The sequence below is a fragment of the Anaerorhabdus sp. genome, from assembly GCF_036641015.1.
GTDB lineage: Bacteria > Bacillota_I > Bacilli_A > Erysipelotrichales > Erysipelotrichaceae > Anaerorhabdus.
Genome location: NZ_JAVWFO010000005.1, coordinates 13,097 through 32,749, shown reverse-complemented (window position 1 = coordinate 32,749; position 19,653 = coordinate 13,097). Strand labels below are relative to the sequence as shown.

At 30.4% G+C, this 19,653-nt stretch carries 19 protein-coding genes and 1 tRNA gene; 13 read left to right on the top strand and 7 right to left on the bottom strand.

All coding sequences use genetic code 11. The features are described from left to right. The first annotated feature begins 12 nt into the window (after positions 1 to 12). Positions 13 to 1,599 carry a tetratricopeptide repeat-containing diguanylate cyclase gene (locus RR430_RS01585; RefSeq protein ID WP_332486467.1) on the top strand — a complete coding sequence of 529 codons (1,587 nt, stop codon included), beginning with the start codon at positions 13 to 15 and terminating at the stop codon, positions 1,597 to 1,599. Between the two features lie 74 nt (positions 1,600 to 1,673). On the opposite strand, the gene RR430_RS01580 is transcribed toward RR430_RS01585, so the two are convergent. Further along, positions 1,674 to 1,868 (bottom strand): hypothetical protein, encoded by a 195-nt coding sequence (locus RR430_RS01580; protein WP_332486469.1) that lies wholly within the window; start codon positions 1,866 to 1,868, stop codon positions 1,674 to 1,676. A 357-nt stretch (positions 1,869 to 2,225) separates the two neighbouring features. Further along, a tRNA-Leu gene (locus RR430_RS01575) sits at positions 2,226 to 2,310 on the bottom strand. Positions 2,311 to 2,444: 134 nt separating this feature from the next. On the opposite strand from RR430_RS01575, the gene RR430_RS01570 reads away from it, so the two are divergent. After that, positions 2,445 to 2,867 (top strand): potassium channel family protein, encoded by a 423-nt coding sequence (locus RR430_RS01570; RefSeq protein WP_332486470.1) that lies wholly within the window; start codon positions 2,445 to 2,447, stop codon positions 2,865 to 2,867. Positions 2,868 to 2,888: 21 nt separating this feature from the next. Here RR430_RS01570 and ytvI read toward each other — a convergent pair whose 3' ends face one another. From ytvI to RR430_RS01550, 4 genes are all read right to left on the bottom strand, one after another. Then, positions 2,889 to 3,962, bottom strand: coding sequence for a sporulation integral membrane protein YtvI (gene ytvI, locus RR430_RS01565; RefSeq protein WP_332486471.1), 1,074 nt, complete (start codon positions 3,960 to 3,962; stop codon positions 2,889 to 2,891). Between the two features lie 89 nt (positions 3,963 to 4,051). Next, a complete protein-coding gene (locus tag RR430_RS01560) occupies positions 4,052 to 4,804 on the bottom strand; it encodes an esterase family protein (protein WP_332486472.1) in 753 nt (250 codons plus the stop codon). Positions 4,805 to 4,816: 12 nt separating this feature from the next. After that, positions 4,817 to 6,001, bottom strand: a complete 1,185-nt coding sequence (locus tag RR430_RS01555; protein ID WP_332486474.1) for an ATP-grasp domain-containing protein — start codon at positions 5,999 to 6,001, stop codon at positions 4,817 to 4,819. A 95-nt stretch (positions 6,002 to 6,096) separates the two neighbouring features. Then, the gene (locus tag RR430_RS01550; RefSeq protein WP_332486476.1) at positions 6,097 to 7,830 is read right to left on the bottom strand and encodes an ABC transporter ATP-binding protein; all 1,734 of its coding nucleotides are present in this window, start codon (positions 7,828 to 7,830) and stop codon (positions 6,097 to 6,099) included. Between the two features lie 137 nt (positions 7,831 to 7,967). Here RR430_RS01550 and RR430_RS01545 point away from each other — a divergent pair, with 137 nt between their 5' ends. The 6 genes from RR430_RS01545 (at position 7,968) to RR430_RS01520 (ending at position 13,236) form a co-directional block, all read left to right on the top strand. Beyond that, the gene (locus tag RR430_RS01545) at positions 7,968 to 8,879 is read left to right on the top strand and encodes a hypothetical protein (protein WP_332486478.1); all 912 of its coding nucleotides are present in this window, start codon (positions 7,968 to 7,970) and stop codon (positions 8,877 to 8,879) included. Beyond that, the gene (locus RR430_RS01540) at positions 8,876 to 9,565 is read left to right on the top strand and encodes an ABC transporter ATP-binding protein (RefSeq protein WP_332486479.1); all 690 of its coding nucleotides are present in this window, start codon (positions 8,876 to 8,878) and stop codon (positions 9,563 to 9,565) included. Before RR430_RS01545 ends, RR430_RS01540 begins: the two co-directional genes overlap by 4 nt. Continuing rightward, positions 9,562 to 10,788: an ABC transporter permease gene (locus RR430_RS01535; protein ID WP_332486480.1), complete on the top strand. Its 1,227-nt coding sequence runs from the start codon at positions 9,562 to 9,564 to the stop codon at positions 10,786 to 10,788. The genes RR430_RS01540 and RR430_RS01535 overlap by 4 nt, the downstream gene beginning before the upstream one ends. A gap of 14 nt (positions 10,789 to 10,802) precedes the next feature. Continuing rightward, positions 10,803 to 11,246: a GatB/YqeY domain-containing protein gene (locus RR430_RS01530; RefSeq protein WP_332486481.1), complete on the top strand. Its 444-nt coding sequence runs from the start codon at positions 10,803 to 10,805 to the stop codon at positions 11,244 to 11,246. 513 nt (positions 11,247 to 11,759) lie between these two features. After that, the gene (locus tag RR430_RS01525) at positions 11,760 to 12,278 is read left to right on the top strand and encodes a helix-turn-helix domain-containing protein (RefSeq protein ID WP_332486483.1); all 519 of its coding nucleotides are present in this window, start codon (positions 11,760 to 11,762) and stop codon (positions 12,276 to 12,278) included. Positions 12,279 to 12,303: 25 nt separating this feature from the next. Further along, positions 12,304 to 13,236: an alpha/beta fold hydrolase gene (locus tag RR430_RS01520; RefSeq protein ID WP_332486485.1), complete on the top strand. Its 933-nt coding sequence runs from the start codon at positions 12,304 to 12,306 to the stop codon at positions 13,234 to 13,236. Positions 13,237 to 13,246: 10 nt separating this feature from the next. On the opposite strand, the gene RR430_RS01515 is transcribed toward RR430_RS01520, so the two are convergent. Then, positions 13,247 to 14,434 (bottom strand): helix-turn-helix domain-containing protein, encoded by a 1,188-nt coding sequence (locus tag RR430_RS01515; RefSeq protein WP_332486487.1) that lies wholly within the window; start codon positions 14,432 to 14,434, stop codon positions 13,247 to 13,249. A 235-nt stretch (positions 14,435 to 14,669) separates the two neighbouring features. On the opposite strand from RR430_RS01515, the gene RR430_RS01510 reads away from it, so the two are divergent. The 5 genes from RR430_RS01510 to RR430_RS01495 all read left to right on the top strand — a co-directional run bounded on the left by RR430_RS01510 (position 14,670) and on the right by RR430_RS01495 (position 19,578). Further along, positions 14,670 to 14,840 carry a hypothetical protein gene (locus tag RR430_RS01510; RefSeq protein ID WP_332486488.1) on the top strand — a complete coding sequence of 57 codons (171 nt, stop codon included), beginning with the start codon at positions 14,670 to 14,672 and terminating at the stop codon, positions 14,838 to 14,840. Positions 14,841 to 15,077: 237 nt separating this feature from the next. Beyond that, positions 15,078 to 15,167 carry a K(+)-transporting ATPase subunit F gene (gene kdpF, locus RR430_RS09290; protein ID WP_442879631.1) on the top strand — a complete coding sequence of 30 codons (90 nt, stop codon included), beginning with the start codon at positions 15,078 to 15,080 and terminating at the stop codon, positions 15,165 to 15,167. Positions 15,168 to 15,182: 15 nt separating this feature from the next. Next, positions 15,183 to 16,892 (top strand): potassium-transporting ATPase subunit KdpA, encoded by a 1,710-nt coding sequence (kdpA, locus tag RR430_RS01505; RefSeq protein WP_332486490.1) that lies wholly within the window; start codon positions 15,183 to 15,185, stop codon positions 16,890 to 16,892. A gap of 7 nt (positions 16,893 to 16,899) precedes the next feature. After that, complete coding sequence (gene kdpB / locus RR430_RS01500) at positions 16,900 to 18,945, top strand: potassium-transporting ATPase subunit KdpB (RefSeq protein WP_332486492.1); 2,046 nt, start codon at positions 16,900 to 16,902, stop codon at positions 18,943 to 18,945. A gap of 15 nt (positions 18,946 to 18,960) precedes the next feature. Then, positions 18,961 to 19,578: a K(+)-transporting ATPase subunit C gene (locus RR430_RS01495; RefSeq protein ID WP_332486493.1), complete on the top strand. Its 618-nt coding sequence runs from the start codon at positions 18,961 to 18,963 to the stop codon at positions 19,576 to 19,578. Positions 19,579 to 19,653: the final 75 nt, after the last annotated feature.

The following is a 19,653-nucleotide window of genomic DNA, read 5'->3' as shown; positions in this document are numbered from 1 at the left end:
GGATGAAGTTTGGTGAAAAATACAGAATCGATTAGACAGACATCTTCACTAATGAAGGCGATTTTAATTGAGCGGTTTAATGATATTGATCTTCTTGAACAACTTTGTAAAGAACTACTTAGTATATCTGAAGAAAATCATGATACATATGGTATATCTTTTGCAAATTTGTATCTTTTTGATGCATATTTTACTCGTGATGACCATGAGCAGGCTAAAATTTACTTATTAAAGACACAGTCACTTTGTGAGCAATATCAATACAATGATTTACTTATGGTATTTCATAATCTTGCTGGTTTATACTATCAAGATTTATTTGATGAGCACTCAGCATTACAACACTATTTAGTAGCTTTAGATTTAGCACAAAAACTGGGCAATCCAATTACAGAAAGTAAAATATATAATAATTTGGGAATTTGCTTTCGAAGACGATATGATAATCAGAGAGCTTTATACTATTTTAATGCTGCATATGAAACAATGAAATCTCATTTTTGTGAACAAGAACGAGGAACGATAATTAGCTTTTTATGTAATGCTGCTGAAATTTATCAAACAATGAATATGGTAAAAGAATCGAATGAGGCACTTGAAAAGGGACAGGAACTTTTTGTAGACAATCAATACAGTTATTTTCAATTAAAAAGTACTTGGAGTGGACATTATGCTATTGCAGGTGATAAAGAAAAAAGCATTGCTTATGCAAAGGAACTAATTGATGATGGATTAAGTAAATTTTCACATACTCAATTTGTATCTAGTGCATATTTTGAAGTGTTTGATCATATGCTTCTTATTGACTGTAAAGAAATGGCACATCGATATTTATTATTGTTGGAATCATACTGTACGTTCAAAAAAATAGGTGAATATTATAATTATATTGTTCGTAAAATGAAATATTATGAATGTTATGGAACAATTGAAGAATGCAATTTAGTCTATCGTGAATTTTATAAAACAAGTTTAAAATTAAATGAAGTTGATGATGCATTGCGGATTGAAAACATATTATCCAAAATAGATTTTACGATAGCTTTATTTGATTTGCGTGAAATGCGAAAGGAAAATGAGCAATTAGAAAATGCGAGCTATCTTGATGAATTGACCCAATTATATAATCGCCGATATATATTTAAAATCAAAAAAAAGGTATTAATTGAAAATGAACATGTGCAAATTGGCTATGCAATATTTGATGTTGATTATTTTAAAGAATATAACGATACATATGGTCATTTCAAAGGTGATGAGGCTTTACGATGTGTAGCAAATGTTTTAAAGCAAAATAATAAAGAAAATATTTATGCGTGTCGATATGGAGGAGATGAATTTTTAGTTTTATTTATTGGATATACTAAAGAAGATATTGAAAAATATATACAGAAAGTACAAGAGGAATTAGTTCAATGTAATGTTGAACATAAAACTTCAAAGTCCTCATCTTGTTTATCTTTATCCATTGGATTTAGTGAAGGATTTCCAACTAATGAAACAATGCATAAACAATTGTTAGAATCTGCAGATCAAGCACTTTATAAAGCAAAAGAAGCGGGTAGGAATTGTTATCGTTATACAGCTATTAATAAATAAAACTGATCTCATTAGGTTGCATGAAATCAGTTTTTTTGCTTATAAATATTAATTATCCCACAGGATTATTATACTTATGATTCTTTGATAAGTTCTTTTTTTTCTAGGATTGAAGCTACAGCATTACATGCTGGGCAATCACAGTATATTGCACCTTTTGATTTAATATCTTTAGCATGTTCTAGAACCTCTTTGGCTTTATCAGCACCAAATACTTTGATTCCAAGTTCTGAGTCTGCAAAAATTATCAAATCGTCGATATTTTTCATTGCAGTATTTTCAAGCAAAATCAGATAGCTAATATAATCAGATTTTTTGTTATAGATTCTGTAATCTACTTTGCAGTTCGATTTTTGAGGTTTTTCATCTGCAAAGGTGTAAATACCTAATTCAGAGTAGCTTTTAATACGTGTCCGTTATTTGTCTTTCAGCCAGCTAATTTTCTTCTGCTTGAAAATTGTAAAAAATTTAATTCGGTCTAGAATCGAATTAATACTGACATGACTTGCTTCGATAAGTTAAAAAAAGATGTAAATAGTACAACTTTAAAACTTAGAAGATACTCAAACTTTCAACAATGATAATAAATAAAAAAACGACTTAATTAAAGTCGTTTTATACACATATGGTGCGGGTGACAGGGGTCGAACCTGCATGCCTCGCGGCGTTAGATCCTAAGTCTAGTGCGTCTGCCAATTTCGCCACACCCGCAGTACTATAACAGTGCTTAATTATTATAGCAATCACCAAATGAAAAATCAAGTAATATTTCAGTGAAAATTGGGAGTTCAATTAGCTTGTTTCTTGCAAATATATTTAGTTATAATAGTCATGAGGTAATTAATATGAAAAAAATAAAATTATTATGGAAAATTTTAAGACTTACTGGTACTGATAAGATAGTTTCAGGGTTTATTGTGTTCTACTTTATTGCCACATTTTTGATATTAATCACTGAACCTACAATAACTAATTATGGTGATGCAATGTGGTTTACTTTTGTGTCGTTTACAACAATTGGGTATGGTGAATTATTAGCAACTACGCTATTATCTAGGATAGTTACAGTATTTGTTGCATTGTATGGAATTATAGTAGTAGCTCTTATTCCAGGAGTATTGGTTAGTTATTTTACAGAAATTAAATCTATGAAAGAAAATGATACAGTCATGGAGTTTCTAAATAAGTTAGAGAGATTACCTGAATTAACTAAAGATGAACTTAGTGAAATTGCAGAGAATGTTAAGAAGAAGAAATATAAAATATAGAGGAAATCAAATTGATTTCCTCTATTTAAATATTTTGATTGTTCCATCATCATTAAGATGTTTTAAAAGTGACAATGTGATTGGTAATCCAAATAAACCAAGAACACCAAATAATTTAGTTCCTACAAACATACTTAATAGTGTTACGACAGGGTGTAAGCCAATTTGTTGACCAACGATTTTAGGTTCAATAATGTTTCTGATAATAGTTATAACCATATAAACTGCTAGTAATCCAATAGCTAAAGTATAATTGCCTTGGAATGCGACTAAGATAATCCAAGGAATCATAATTCCTCCAGTACCAAGTACTGGTAAGATATCAAATATAGAAATCATTAACGCAATCACTAGTGAATTTTCAACTCGTATGACTGTTAAACCGATTGCTAATTCTATAAATGTTATAAACATAATAAATGCATAAGAACGGATACAAACAAATAATGTACCTACGATATAGTCTTTTATATGGGTAATAAGGTTAAATGTCTTAGGTGATATTTGACGTTCCATAAATGCGACGATTTGATCATAATCAATAGCAATAAAGAATGTAGAAATGATCGTAAATAATACTTTGATTAATAATTCAGGAACTGAAGATGCAAAGCTTGAAACAGATTGAATAACTGTAACTGATAAACCAGAAAGTAATTCACCAAATGATTTAATTACTTGATTAAACATATCGTTGATAGTTGCTACAAGTGCAGGATCTAATGTATTAAACATTTTTTCAATTGCCCTAAAGAAGTTTTCAAGTAAAGGACTAATCTCTGTAGCATATAAATTTGGTAATAGAGTAAAGGCATAAGCAATAGATGTACCTAAACGTATTGAAACAATGACAATGATGACACCTATTGTTGAAAAGAATAAAATGACCATTAGAATTGAAGCGAGTTTAGTTGGTAACTTGCATTTTGTAGAAATCCACTTAGTAGGTTTTCTCAAACAATATGCAATAAAGAAAGCAATAATAAAAGGTGATAATAGACCTATTCCGTATTTAATTACAAAAAAGACAATTACAATTAATATTGCGATATAAAGTGAGTTAATAATAAAATTTTTCTTTTTTTCGTAATTCACATTTTCCTCCTGCCATCAGTATGGTATGTATGTAATTCTAGGGTAAGGTAAAAAATAAGTCAACATAACTATTTTGCTGACTTATTTGTTTAAATAATTTTAGTTAGGTAATATGGCAATTGTTTGCGCCACCATGGCCAGTCATGATTTACATCTAAACCCCAGTAATCAACACATGCAGGGATATCTTTATATCTAAATAATTCTTCCATTTTCTTAGTATCTTTAATCATTTCGTCTTCCCAAGCACCTTGACCAACACAAAGAATAATTTTACGTTGGCGATATAAATCAACATAGAAGTGATCATAATGCATGTTTTCTATATACTGAATAGGTGAGTTTGCATATACTAAATCATCACTATAATTTTTAAAGAACTGTCTAGCGTGATAAACACCACTTAAAGCTATAACAGAATCGAATAGATCAGGTCTTCTTAAAAAGAAATTAAGGGAATGAGCAGCACCCATACTGCATCCTGTCAATAGGATGCCTAATTCAGCGTGATCATTACAATCAGCACTTATTTGTTTAACGCGAGGTGTAAACTCATCACAGATATAATCATACCAACATTCATGTTGTTCGATTCGTTCACGGGGTTTCTTTTCTTGGTTAGACCAAGATTCTAAGTCAATACTATCAACACAAAAAAACTGTATTAAACCTTGATCAATAAATTTTTGACAAGATTCAATCATCTTAAAATTCTCAAAGTCAAAATATCTACCATCTTGAGCAGGGAATACAATGCAAGGTTTACCAGAATGTCCATAGACTTTATATTCCATATCTCTTTGTAAACAAAAACTGTATTCTTGGAAGTGTTCGATTTTCATTATATCTCCTTTTTATTGTTGTAGTGCACGGATAAATTGTATAGCTTTTTTTGTTGTATCAAAACGAGCTGTATACATTTGATTACCCATTGCATCGGCTAAAATTCCTGGCATTCTCTCACACATACAAAGTTGCTCTTTGTACTTTTTTAAAATATCAGTATGAGATAATTTGTGTTCTATACCATCACGACGACCATAATAAACACATACATATGGACGATTATCTGGGTCAAACAAGCCTTTGTTATAACAAACCATATCAGCCCAAATTTGATATACACTAATATCACTAGCAAAGTTCATCATATCGGGAGTATATCCTCCAGGAGGACGCATATTTACTTCTAAAGCAATATAGTCTCCTTTTTTACCAATGCCAGCTTTATCTTTAAGTAATCTAAAGTATTCACAATGGAAAAATCTACTTTTTACATTAAATGATTTAAGTACACGCTGTCCAATCTCTTTTAATTGTGGTGGAATTTGTTTGTATGAGTAGTAATAGATTTCTTTTTTCTCATTTACTACATCCATAATAGAATTAGGAAATTGATGCGATGTTTCATAGATGATATTGGATTCATTATCACAAATACCATCATACGAAATAATTTCTCCATCTATAAACTCTTCCATGATGAATTGTACTTTAGGTAAGTTTTTATAAAATTGATTTAACTCTGAATTATTTGATAGGCGATATGTTGTTGATGCTCCTACACCGCTATCTGGTTTAACTATGACAGGATATCCCACTTCTTTAATAAATGTCTTAGCATCTTCTATATTAGTTACTAGATGATATCTTGCGGTAACAACTCCTGCATCTCTATAGTATTTCTTCATTTCTGATTTATATTTATATGGACGTATGTCTTGATATTGAACTCCTGTTTGAATATTAAAGTCAGTTCTTAATCTAGCATCTTGGCTAAGCCAGTATTCATTATTTGATTCAAGCCAATCGATTTTGCCATATTTAAAACTAAAGAATGCCACAGCTTTAAAAACTTGATTATAATCTTCAAGTGATTGAACTTGATAGTAATCATCAAGGGCTTCTTTACATTGTAAACTTAACTGTTCGAGTGAATCTTCACCTATCCCAAGGGTTCTAACACCATTATTTTTAAGTGCTGCACAAAATAGATAATAGGACTTAGGAAAGTTTGGTGAAATAAAAATAAAATTCATCAAACCACACCTCTCTTTAAACTATTATACCAAATGAAACTATAAAAAGAACATTGAATTATGGATAATAACAAAAGTAAGAACCCTTTAGGCTCTTACTTAGAGAATTGCATATTGTAAAGGTGTGCATATGTCTTATCGTTTTTGATTAATTCATCATGACTTCCTTCTTCGACGATACCATCTTCTGATAATACAATTATTTTTTTAGCATTTCTAATTGTTGATAAGCGATGGGCAATTACAAATGTAGTTCTATTAATTGCTAAGCTTTCAAGTGAATCTTGTACGACTTTTTCACTTTCATTATCTAAAGCACTAGTAGCTTCATCAAAAATTAGAATTGGAGGATTTTTTAAAAATACTCGGGCAATTGCAAGTCTTTGTTTTTGTCCACCTGATATTTTAACTCCTCGTTGGCCAATGTCTGTATCATATCCATCTGGAAGATCCATGATAAATTCATGTGCGTTAGCATTTTTAGCAGCTTGTACTATTTCTTCATCTGTTGCTTCTGGTTTGCCATAGCGAATATTATCTAAAATAGTTCCTGCAAATAAATAAACATCTTGTTGCACGATACCAATCTTAGAACGTAAAGATTTCATTTTAATATCTCTAATATCGTGACCATCAATAGTTACTTTTCCTTCGCTTACTTCATAAAATCTTGGAATCAATGAACACATGGTAGTTTTACCGGCTCCACTAGATCCTACTAATGCAATATACTCACCAGGTTGAACATCTAGGTTTATATCTTTAAGAACATAATCTGATTTTTCGTTATATCTAAATCCAACGTTTTCAAATTTTACTGCTCCTTGAACATCAACTAGTTCAACAGCATCTTTCTTATCTTTAATATCGGGTTCAATTTCAAGTATTTCCATGAAACGATCGAATCCAGTAATACCTTCTTGAAATTGCTCAGTAAAGTTAATTAATTTTTTTATAGGGTCTGTAAAGTTACCAATATATAGTAAGAATGTTAATAAGTCACCAATAACAATAAAACCATTACCAATGAACAATGAACCTGCAATAATAACAACCACAGTTACTAAAGTAATAAATGCACCTAAACCAGAATGAAACTGAGCCATAGCAAAATAACTCTTCTTTTTGCTAGATACATAGTTATTATTTTCATTGTCAAATTTTTCAATTTCATCAGCTTCATTTGCAAATGATTTAACAACACGAATTCCTGATAAGTTATCTTCTATACGTGCATTAATTTCGCCAACTCGCTTTTTATTTAATTTGAAAGCTTTCTTCATTTTGATATTACAATAATAAGCAAAAAGAATCATTGGTGGAAGAGTAGCAAATACAATAAGTGTTAAATAAGGATTAATGTTAAATAAGATAATAAAAGCACCTACAAACTTAATAATAGAAATTACAATGTCTTCTGGACCGTGATGATATAATTCAGCAAGTGAAAATAAATCATGGGTTAATCTAGACATTAGTATTCCTGTTTTTTGCTCATCATAAAAACTAAATGATAATTTTTGATAATGTGCAAATAAGTCATTTCTTAAGTCATGTTCCATATAAACACCCATAAGGTGTCCCTTATATGTAATAAAGAAATTAGATGCAAATTCGATTAATGCTAAACCAACCATGATTGCACCTATCATAAATATTTGATCATATGGAATAGGCGTTTCAATGAGGATAGTATTTGTTATTTCTCTAGTTAATAGCGGTAAAGTAAGCGATATAGCAGCTACAATTAGAGCACAAAACATATCTGCAAAGAATAGTTTTTTATAAGGTTTGTAGTATGATAAAAATATTTTTAAGCGTTTATTCATGATATCCCCCTTTAAATCTTTATTAAGTTTACGACAGTTTACTAAAAAATGATAGATTTAAGCATTGCAAAAGATATATAAAGTGATATACTATCCATTGTATCACTAAACTAATACAACGATATAACGGAGGAAATATGAAAAAAGTATTTAAGTGGGTTGGAATAGTTGTGGCTATTCTTGTAGTTGGATTTTTTGCTTTAAATTTATTTGCACCTAAACCAGCAAATGTAGAGGACCAAGAAATGGCTAATGCAATGCAAGGGATGTATATGGGTGATTCTACACAAAGTGATTTAGTAGAAACAGAAAAAGGAATTGTTTATAACGGTAAAGTTGTACCAGTTGATACATTTTACTATTCAAAAGATCCTACATTAACATTTAATGATGTTTATGTAAAAGAAGGGGATATTATTGAAAAAGAAACTATACTTTTTGATTACAAAATTGATGACAGTATAGATAGCCAAATACAAGTATTAGAAAAAGATTTTTTAAATATGAAACAAGATTTAGATGATTATTATACACGTGTTGAAAATTTGAAACAAGAAATTGCTCAAGCAGATAAGAGTGATAAAGTATATGTTAATTATTTAGAAGTTGAATTAAATAATGCATCTAAACATATTGATGAAGTTAAAGTAAACTGGATTAATGCTGAAGCAAAAATTGAAAAATTAAAAGAAATGAAAACAGATGGGAAAATTAAATCAGATATAGGTGGTTTAGTATATAAAGTAAATGAATCAACTTCAATAGACCCATCAAGTAAAACGGGAAGTGCTTATATTGTTTTATATTCAACAGCTAAAAAAGTAAGAATTAGTGTATCCGAATATGAATATCAATTAGTATCGCCAGGACAAGATGTTGAAGTAACAATCGAAAGTACAAAAAAGACATATACTTGCAAGGTATTATCTGTTGATTTAATGCCTAACAACTTAGAAACTGAAGACACCTCTTATTACAATGTAGAAATAGAAATTCCAGAAGAAGTACCTTATGGATACAGTGCAATTGTAACGGTGCCAAAGCAATGAGTGAAGTAGTAATTGAATGTAAAAATATTAGGAAAACATACAATCCTGGTGCAAATGAAACACATGCACTTGATGGAGTATCTTTCCAAATACACAAAGGTGAATTCGTTTCTATTATAGGGGCAAGTGGTAGTGGTAAAAGTACACTGCTAAATACATTAGGTTTGTTAGATAAACCAACAAGTGGTGAATACTATTTGAATGGTGAAAATGTAACAAACTATTCAGAAAAACAATTAACGGAATTAAGATTAAAGAAATTTGGGTTTATATTTCAATCATTTAATCTAATGAATAATATTACATGTAGTAAGAATGTTGAGTTACCAATGTTATATGCTGGTATTCCTGCGGCAAAAAGAAAAAAAATTGCCGAAGATAAAATGGAAAGAATGATGATTAAAAATCAAGCAAATAAAAAACCTATGACTTTATCCGGTGGGCAAAGACAAAGAGTTGCAATTGCGAGAGCTTTAGTTAATAATCCAGAGGTTATCTTTGCAGATGAACCTACAGGAGCACTTGATTCTAAAACAACAGTTAGTATCTTGGAATTGTTAAGAGAATTAAATGAACAAGGTAATACTATCGTTGTAGTTACTCATGATATGAATGTAGCTAAATCGGCTAAAAGAATCATTACTATTAAAGATGGAATAATAGAAAGTGATGTGGCTAATGTATGATATTTGAATATGTAAAGTTATCAATACGTGAGTTACTTAATAATAAACTTCGTTCTTTCTTATCGTTAATAGGTATTGTTATTGGAGTTGCAGTAGTATTTATTATTTTTTCAATCTCTGACATCGCAAATGTAGCGATTACAGATCAAATTACAGGAACTAATGGATCAGTTAATATTAACTATGTAAAAGATAAAACTGATAAAATGCAAATATTAAATTCATCAATGAATTCAAGTTTTGGTGGTATGGGTGAAAAGTCATATGTATTTGATATTACGGATTTAGATGAGTTGCGTAAGGTTGAAGGAGTTGAAGATGCTATTCAAGTTGCATCGGCAACAGAGAATGTAAAAGTTAATAGAGAAACATTTGGGGCATCAGTTAGAAGTGCTACTGAGAATTTTATGGATTTTTATGAATTTGAAATGGTAGCAGGGTTACCAATTAGTGCTTACCCTAAAGAGGAGCAATTAAACCTTGCAATAGTTAATGATAAAATTCTTGAATATTATCTAAATATTCCTGCAAGTGAAGCAATTGGTCAAAAAATTAAGATTAGAAATCGTTTATTTACAATTTGTGGTGTGACTAATACACCAAGTCAACAGATGGGTACATTAATTGCAATATCACATGAAGCGTATGATTTAATGTATTCGCAAGGCACAATTCAATATTTTTCAGTAAAAGTAAGTCCAGGAAGTGATTTAGAGACTACTTCACAACTTGCTGTTGATCGTTTAAATGAAATTCATGGTTATACAAATACTAAGAATGGATATGCGCTTGAAGATTTATCATTCTTTGTGCAACAAATAACTCAAGTAACAGGTATTCTTTCTCTTATTATGGGTATCATCGCATCTATTTCATTATTAGTTGCTGGTATTGGTGTAATGAATATTATGCTTGTAAGTGTTGTGGAAAGAACTAGAGAAATTGGTGTAAAGCGTGCAATTGGTGCTAGTAAAGGTGCAATTCGAATCCAGTTCATCGTAGAATCGTGTTTATTGACTTTAATTGGTGGTATAATAGGCGTAGTCATCGGAATAGGTGTAATTCAGATTGCCCTAGTTGTATTAAATATGCAGCTGCCAATAAATATATCGTATGTAATATTCGCGCTAGTATTCTCTATTACTTTAGGTATTTTATTTGGATACTTACCTTCTAAACGTGCTGCAAACCTCAACATAATAGAAGCTATCCAATCTGAGTAATTAAGGAGGAAATTATGACATTTTTAGAAGAATTAAAAAAAGAAAACATGCAAGCAATGAGAGATAAAGATACTCTTAAAAAGGGTGTATATACATTGTTAATATCTGCAATTGGTTTAGCAGAGAAAGAAAAAGGGGAACCTTTATCAAAGGATGAAGCATTAAAATTTGTACAAAGAGAAATTAAACAAGCAAAAGAAACACTTGAACTTACTCCTCTAGATCGTACTGAAATGATTGAAGAGACAAATAAAAAGATTGCTTTACTTGAAAGTTATTTACCAAAACAATTGAATCCAGAAGAACTTGAAAAAGAAATTCAAGTATTCATGGCGGAGCATAGTTTAGAACCAATTAAGAAAAATCAAGGTGAAATTATGAAAGGTTTAATGGCAAGACTTCAAGGTGCAACGGATGGCAAAAGCCTAAATGTTGCATTAGCTAAAATCCTTAAATAACAAATAAGCCACTTACTCTACAAAGAATAAGTGGCTTTTGTTATAAAAAAAAGTGGAGTTGCCCCCAACACTTTAATTATAACACTTAAATAAAATAAGTATAGACTTGGAATATAGTTTACTTAAGGTATTATAAAGGTGTAAAGAGATACTGAAAGGAGGTACTCAATACATATGAAAAAGGTGTTATTAGAATATTAAATCAAGTTTTCAAATTACTTGCAGATAAGTATTTGGAAACGGAAGATAAGTAAGATAGATTTAAAGTGAATAGAAAGTAAAGTCTGCAGAGGGTAGACCAATGGACAGAGATTCATAAAAACTAAATATTAAAATGACTCAAGAAATTGAGTAATAACTTAGATATTAATCTAAAACAACATTAAATAATTAATTGAAAGGTAATTTTGCGATTACCTTTTTATTATGTACAAAAAACAAATTAATAAAACATTTGATTAATACCAAAAGTGGGAATATAATTATAAATGGAAACAATGAGGAGAGGTACTTATGAAAGATATTACTGAAATTATGTTAAATCCTGTTCGAATGAGAATTATCCAAACTTTTGTTGCAAAGGAGAGTATAACAACAAGTGAAATTTGCGAAAAAATTAGTGATATTCCACGAACAACCCTTTATCGTCATATAAATATTCTATTGGATGCTAATGTTTTAATAGTTGTAGCGGAAAAGAAAATTCGAGGTAGTACCGAAAGAACTCTGGCGTTAAACATTGATGAAATTGTTAAGCATAATACCTTAGAAAATGCTCCTCATCAAGCTTTTAGTTTTTTGATGAACATATATTCAAAAATTGAAAAATACTATTCTAGTGAAAAACATAATTTAGAAAATAATAAGATTTTCCTTAATAATACTGTCATGATGATGGATGATCAAGAATTTGATCAGTTTTCATCAGAATTACAAACACTATTTTTGAAACATAGTTATGATGTAGCAAAAGGAAGAAAACCAAGAGATATTTCGATAATATCTTCACCTGTTGATGATGAAAATGAATAACGGGAAAAAGAAAAGAGGCAAAAAGATGTTAGTTATTTTGGGACTAATCATTGGTGTTACTATTTCAATTAATTTGATTAGTTTTATTGTTAATAAGGTATTCTTTTCACATGAGATAGATGGACTTACCCCTTATGGTGAACTAGTAGAAGTCGATGGTAAAAACATGCATGTTTATTCTATGGGTAATGGTGATAAGACGATTGTGCTATTACCAGGATTTGGTGTACCTTTGCCAAGTGCTGACTTTGGACCATTAATGCGTGAACTCTCGAAGGAATATACTGTTGTTTGCATTGAATATTTTGGTGTTGGATTTAGTGATAAAATTGATACACCACGAACTAATGAAAACTATACAAGAGAAATAAGAGAAGCATTATCTAAAGCTGGGTATGAACCTCCTTATGTATTAATGCCTCATTCAGGATCAGGTATTTATAGTGAATATTATGCAACTAAATATCCTGATGAAATAGCTGCATTAATTATGTTAGATACTACATCATCAGCAAAAACAGAAGCAGACATACCACGTTTTGTTTCAAAACTAGGCGAGATACAGCAAGCAATAGGGCTCAGTCGAATTTTTGATTCGCTTGTGGTATCAAATGTGTTGAAGATGACACCAAAGAATGGGTATACAGTTCAAGAAATAAGTGATTACAAGAAATATATGAATCATTACTATAACGATACGATGATAAATCAAATATTTTTACTCAATGACAATATTCGTGAAGTGATGAAATTGCAATTTCCAGAACAAGTGCCAGTTATGAAAATTATTGCATCAGAAACAACAAAGCAGGTTAAAGAACAATACCAGATTGATCATCTTAATAAATTAGGTGCCAATGCACAATCAATAACAGTGGATAGTTCACATTATGTTTATCATGCAAATATAAAAGATATTTGTGAAATAACAAATACCTTTCTTGAAAAAATAAATTGATAATAAGAGTTTATTGAATATGATTTCTATTTACTAGTTTGTTGATATTTTTGTGAAAAAGAAATGATAATAGTGCTAGAACACTCAACACATCCAATACCAAGATTGACGTATTTAATCGCTTTAAAATGATTTCTGAGCTAGCGCGATATGTAACAGTATTTGAGGAATCTTTAAATTCTTTAATACCACAAAAGTCTTTACATGATTTACGTTCGCTAATCATCGTATCAAGGAAAGCAAAGTCACTAGAAGAGGGGTTGTTATCAAAAGGTTCAAGTTCAGGATAAAACTTTTCAAATCCTTTATACACCTCGCTGTAGTTGCTTTTAAATTGTATATATTCATCCTTAGTGAATTTTTTGGTGGATTCAGGGTTATTAATATAGATAATACACGAAACAGTTGAAATAATGAGAATTGATACTACCACTAGCATATGTTTAATAGCACTAGATAAGATTGGTTTATTAAAATATTTTAGTTTTATAAAAGTAAGTACTTTATAAACTAAGGTTGCTAATAATAAGGTAATAGGAAATATAAGTATGTAAGAATCAAATCCAATTGAAGTTAATAGCGTTACTGAATTTAAATTATTCATATTTTCAAAAATAGGAATACTTAATTTTGATAAAAATGTAAATAATTCACTGTTAATATCTACTGTAATTTTATAGTTAATACAGGGAATTATAAAAACTGAAGTTGTTATAAAAGTAATGAACCATTGAATAAGTTTATCATTTTTTTCTTTATTATATTTATTGTACTTTGTAAGACAAATGAGAATAATAGCGAAGGATAGTAGTGCGAATCCTAAGTAAATGAACAACGATGGTACTAGTCTTGATGATAGTTGATAAATGCCCCAATAGATAGCGAAAAAGGTAAGTAAACCAAAAATTAATAATGATATAGAGATGATATTTTTGCGCGAGTATTCATTTTCTATTAAGTCATGAAAATACTCTTCATTATAATTTTGATGAGTATTTTTTCTTTGATTCAATAATTCATCTACTGTCATATTGTATAATTTTGCTAAATCTAAAAGAGATTCTATTTCGGGGATACCGTTATTGCATTCCCATTTACTAACTGTTTTATTAGAAACATTTAATGCATCAGCGACTTGTTGTTGTGTTAATTTTCTTTCTTTTCTGAGTTCTGTTAAAAACTGTCCAAAGTTTTCCATAATTACCACCTTTCATAAGTATAGAATATATAATTCCTGTTACTTATGGGACACATACGTAATTGAATTTAGTCTATTTTGCGTAGAGTTGTGCTTTTTGTAAGGAAATTATAACGTAAAAAGGGTAATTTTACAAAAAATGACTAATCTTAATTAAATCTTAATAAGATATGCAATAACTTTTTACTGTCTTTATAGAGTTCTCATTATACTTTGAGTATAGGAGGACAGATATATGTTCATGAGTGGAAAGGGTCAAGTATTTAGTAATCTATTTGAAGTATGTAAAGAAGTATTTATGTTTTTAGGCCTTTTAGTTGCTTGGCCATTATTATCCATCTTAATTATGTTTTTACTTGCATCATTTATTACACTTCCAATTTCTTTATTTCTAGGTGTTTTCTAGACCTTTATGCAGTCTTTATACAATCTTAATGCAATATTAACTTCCTTAACACTATCTTAAATAAAGCAATGCTAGAATTTGTAAATAAAAGCATTGCTTTGCTTTTGTTAAGGAGGGTATCTTATGGATCTTGCCATGATTGCGATACTTGTTGTATCAATATTGCTAATTGGTTGTCTAGTAACTTGGTGTGATTGCCAAATAAATCGAGAAGAATAAAGAAGAAAGAGGAAATTTATGTCAATAGGCATGGTGGTATTGTGTTTAATATTGGTCGGATTATTAGCATATTTGTTATATGCGTTAATAAATCCTGAAAAATTCTAGTAGGGGAGATAAGATATGTTTCAAATTATAGTTACATTATGTATTTATTTATTATTGGTTATTCCTGTTGGAACTTATTTATATAAAGTTACAACTCGCAAACATACATATCTTGATCCTGTTTTTGATAAAGTGGATAAAGTTATCTATCGTGTATGTGGCATTAACACAGAACAAGAAATGGGATGGAAAAAATATGCCTTCTCATTAGTGTTAACAAATGCAGTACTCTTATTAGTTGGGTACTTGGTATTAAGAATTCAAGCATTACCTTTATTTAATCCAAATGCTATTGTGGGAATGGAACAAACATTATCATTTAATACAATAGTAAGTTTTATGACAAACACTAATTTGCAGCACTATGCAGGTGAAAGTGGGCTATCTTATTTGTCACAAATGGTAGTTATTACATCAATGATGTTTACATCTGCAGCTAGTGGTTATGCTGCTTGTATGGCGTTTATTAGAGGATTAGTTGGTAAAGATAAAACCAATATGGGTAATTTCTACGTAGACTTTACACGTATTATTACAAGAGTATTAATACCTCTATCACTAATAGTTAGTATCTTATTAATTTGGCAAGGAGTTCCTCAAACTCTAGGTGCTAATGTAGTTGCGAGCACGATTGAAGGAAATATGCAAAACATTCAAATGGGTCCTGTTGCTGCTTTAGAATCAATTAAGCATATCGGTACTAATGGTGGTGGATTTTTTGGAGCTAACTCTTCAGTTCCCTTTGAAAATCCTACCGTACTTACTAATTTAATTGAACTATTTTCGATGATGATTCTTCCAGGGGCATGTGTTATCGTTTTTGGAAAAATGATACAAGAACGTAAAGGTGAAAGTAAAAAAAGTTTTTTTGGAAGTGAAGGTCGTACAATCTTCATTGCAATGGGTATTTTATTTGTTATAAGTTTATTTATTTTATATTTCAGTGAAACATCATTTAATCCCGCTTTAAAAGATATTGGATTATCGGGGTTAATTGGAAATATGGAAGGCAAAGAAGTGCGATTTGGAATTAGTCAATCAGTATTGTTTAGTGCGACAACTACATCGTTTACAACAGGTACAGTAAACAACATGCATGATAGCTTAACACCATTAGGTGGAATGGTTACATTACTTAATATGATGTTAAACCTTGTATTTGGTGGCAAGGGTGTTGGATTAATGAATATGGTAATCTATGTAATCATGACAGTGTTTATTTGTGGATTAATGATCGGTAGAACACCTGAGTATCTAGGTAAAAAAATTGGTGGTAAAGAAATGAAACTAGCTGCCATATGTATTATTATTCATCCATTATTAATTCTAGCATTCTCTGCGATTGCGGTTAGTACACAAGCAGGAGTTGCTGGTATTAGTAATCCTGGATTCCATGGATTAACGCAAATTTTGTATGAGTTTGCATCATCAGCAGCAAACAACGGTTCAGGATTTGAAGGTTTAGCTGACAACAGTCCATTCTGGAATATTACAACAGGATTAGTTATGTTCTTTGGAAGATACTTATCAATTGTTATTCAGTTGGCTATTGCAGGATCATTAATGAAGAAACAATTTGTTCAAGAGTCAGTTGGCACATTAAAAACAGATACAATGACATTTGCAATTGCACTTGTAATTATTGTTTATATATTCGCAGCTTTAACATTCTTTCCGGTGATTTCACTTGGACCAGTGGCAGAACACTTAGTATTGTGGGGTTAATATAAAAATGAAACAAAATCAAAAGTTATTAACAAAGAAAATATTTATGGATGCAGTTATAGGGGCATTTACTAAATTAAATCCTAAATATATGATTAAAAATCCAGTTATGTTTGTTGTAGAGGTTGCATGTGTATTAACACTTGTGTTATCGGTATTTCCAAACTTTTTTGAAGCATCCACAAGCAATATGCAAATGTATAATATAATTGTTTGTATTGTTTTATTTATTACAATATTGTTTGCAAACTTTGCTGAATCGGTAGCAGAAGGAAGAGGTAAGGCACAAGCTGCATCACTAAAGAAAACGCAAAAAGATACAAAAGCTCGTTTAATTCAAAGTGATGGTAGTGAAACAATCATAAATTCAAGTGAATTGAAAAAGGGTGATATTGTATTAGTTAATACAGGTGAATTAATACCTAATGATGGAGAAGTAATTGAAGGGGTAGCAAACGTTGATGAGTCAGCAATTACTGGAGAATCTGCGCCAGTAGTTAGAGAAAGTGGTGGAGATTTCTGTAGTGTTACAGGTGGTACAACAGTTGTTAGTGACTATCTTAAAATACGTATTACCTCAGATCCAGGAAATAGTTTCCTTGATCGTATGATTTCATTAGTTGAAGGAGCTTCAAGAAAAAAGACTCCAAATGAAATTGCTTTAAATACATTACTTGTATCACTAACTATTATTTTCTTAATTGTTATTATTACTTTATATCCAATAGGTATTTATAGTGGTGTTACTTTACCAATGTCAATGTTAATAGCATTAACAGTTTGTTTAATACCTACGACGATTGGTGGATTATTATCTGCAATAGGAATTGCTGGTATGGATAGAGTTACACGATTCAATGTTATTGCGATGTCTGGTAAAGCAGTTGAAGCTTGCGGTGATGTTGACACAATGATTCTTGATAAAACAGGAACAATTACATTTGGTAATCGTTTAGCTGCAGAGTTTGTAACGGTAGATGGTATTGATAAAGAAGAACTTATTAAAACAGCAATGATTTCGAGTTTATTTGATGAAACACCAGAAGGTAAATCAACATTAGAATTAGGTAAAAAACTTGGATATGTAGTAGACGATATTAAGGCAGAAAATATATTAGAATTTTCTGCTCAAACAAGAATGAGCGGGGTTGATTTAGTTACTAAAGAAAAGATTAGAAAAGGAGCAAGTGATGCCGTAAGTCAATATGTTCAATCTATTAATGGCAAATTACCAAAAGATTTAAAGAAACATGTTGATGAAATTGCTTCTCTTGGAGGAACACCATTAACGGTATGCAAAGATAATCGTATTCTTGGCGTCATTTATTTAAAAGATACAGTAAAACCGGGAATGAAAGAAAGATTTGAAAGATTACATGCAATTGGAATTAAAACAATTATGTGTACTGGTGATAATCCATTAACTGCAGCTACAATTGCTGAGGAAGCAGGTGTTGATGATTTTGTAGCAGAGTGTAAGCCAGAAGACAAAATAGATGTTATTAAAAAGGAACAAGCTAAAGGTAAGATTGTAGCGATGACAGGTGATGGTACTAACGATGCACCTGCTCTTGCACAAGCTAATGTTGGATTAGCAATGAATAGTGGAACTACTGCTGCAAAAGAAGCGGCAAATATGGTGGATTTAGATTCGGACCCAACTAAGATTCTTGAAGTTGTAGAAATTGGTAAGCAAATGTTAATCACAAGAGGAAGTTTAACTACATTCTCAATTGCAAATGATATTGCTAAATATTTTGCGATATTACCTGCAATGTTCATGGTAGCAATTCCAGAATTACAAATTTTAAATGTTATGTCATTAGAAACACCATTAAGTGCAATATTGTCAGCCTTAATATTTAACGCAATTATTATTCCGTGTTTAATACCTCTAGCTATGAAGGGTGTTAAATACCGACCTATGTCTAGTAATAAAATGTTAATTCGTAACCTTTTGATTTATGGTTTAGGTGGAGTTATTACACCATTCATAGGTATCAAAATTATTGATATGATTATTCATCCATTACTTGCATTATTAGGTTTATAAGAAGGAGAGAAAATGATGAAAGAATTATTTAAAGGTTTAAAAAAAGCATTCATGATTTCAATATCTTTTTTAGTAATATGTGGATTAATATATCCATTAGTGCTAACAGGTATTGGACAAGTTTTCTTTCCTAAACAAGCTAATGGCAGCTTAATTGAGGTCAATGGTGAAGTTGTAGGATCTGCCCTTATTGGACAAGACTTTAATGAAGAATATTTTATGAAAGGTCGTCCATCAGCTGTTAACTACAATACATATACGGAAGAAGAGTACACTACGGCAGTTTCTTCTGGTTCTAGTAACTATGCACCTACTAATCCAGAGTTAGTGAAGCGTGTTAAAGCAGAGATTGAAACATTTTTAAAAGAAAATCCTACTGTTAAAAAAGAAGATATTCCCACAGACTTAATGACAGTTTCAGGTTCTGGTTTGGATCCACATATTTCAGTAGAAGGTGCAATGATTCAAATTGATAGAATAGCGAAAGCATCAAATTTATCTAAAGAAATGTTAGTAGAAATAGTAAATAAGAATACTGAAGGTAAATTGTTAGGTATTTTTGGTGAAGACTACGTTAATGTTTTACAAGTGAATTTAGATATTGCCATGGAAATGGGATTATTAAATAAATAGAATTTAATTGATAAGTGTTTTAAGTAGATTATAATTGTTTTAGATAAACTACAAAGAGTAGTAGTTTTGGGAGTG